Annotated in this window: 1 protein-coding gene; it reads right to left on the reverse strand. The window is 58.6% G+C overall.

Annotated elements, in window-relative coordinates; translation table 11 throughout:
• Positions 1 to 372 (reverse strand): sensor histidine kinase (locus tag L692_RS29085; RefSeq protein ID WP_036724040.1); only part of this gene is annotated, 372 nt, incomplete at both ends.

The raw sequence follows: 372 nt of genomic DNA on the forward strand, positions 1-372 counted from the left end.
ATCGAATTCAGCGTATTGAGCAGAAAATGCGGCCGGATCTGCGCCGACAGCGCCCGAAGCTCAAGCCGACGCTTTTCTTCCTGCTCGCTTTCCACCTGATGCAGCAGCTGGTTGATGTCCTCCAGCATCTGGTTGAAAGCAGCCGACAGCATCGCCACCTCGTCCTTGCCCTTGACCGGAATCCTGATGCCCCGGTTGCCGCCGACATACTGCTTGACGCTGGCGCGCAGCAGGCTGATCGGCTTGTTCATATACCCTGCCCAGAATATGGACAGCACCACAAAGGCGGCGAAGAACACACCGACCACCGAGATGGACACGAGAAACTCCCGGTTGATATGGCTGTCGATCGAGCTGCGGGGAAGCTCGCTG

Origin of the sequence: Paenibacillus forsythiae T98 (assembly GCF_000520735.1) — a bacterium.
Taxonomy (GTDB): domain Bacteria; phylum Bacillota; class Bacilli; order Paenibacillales; family Paenibacillaceae; genus Paenibacillus_AQ; species Paenibacillus_AQ forsythiae.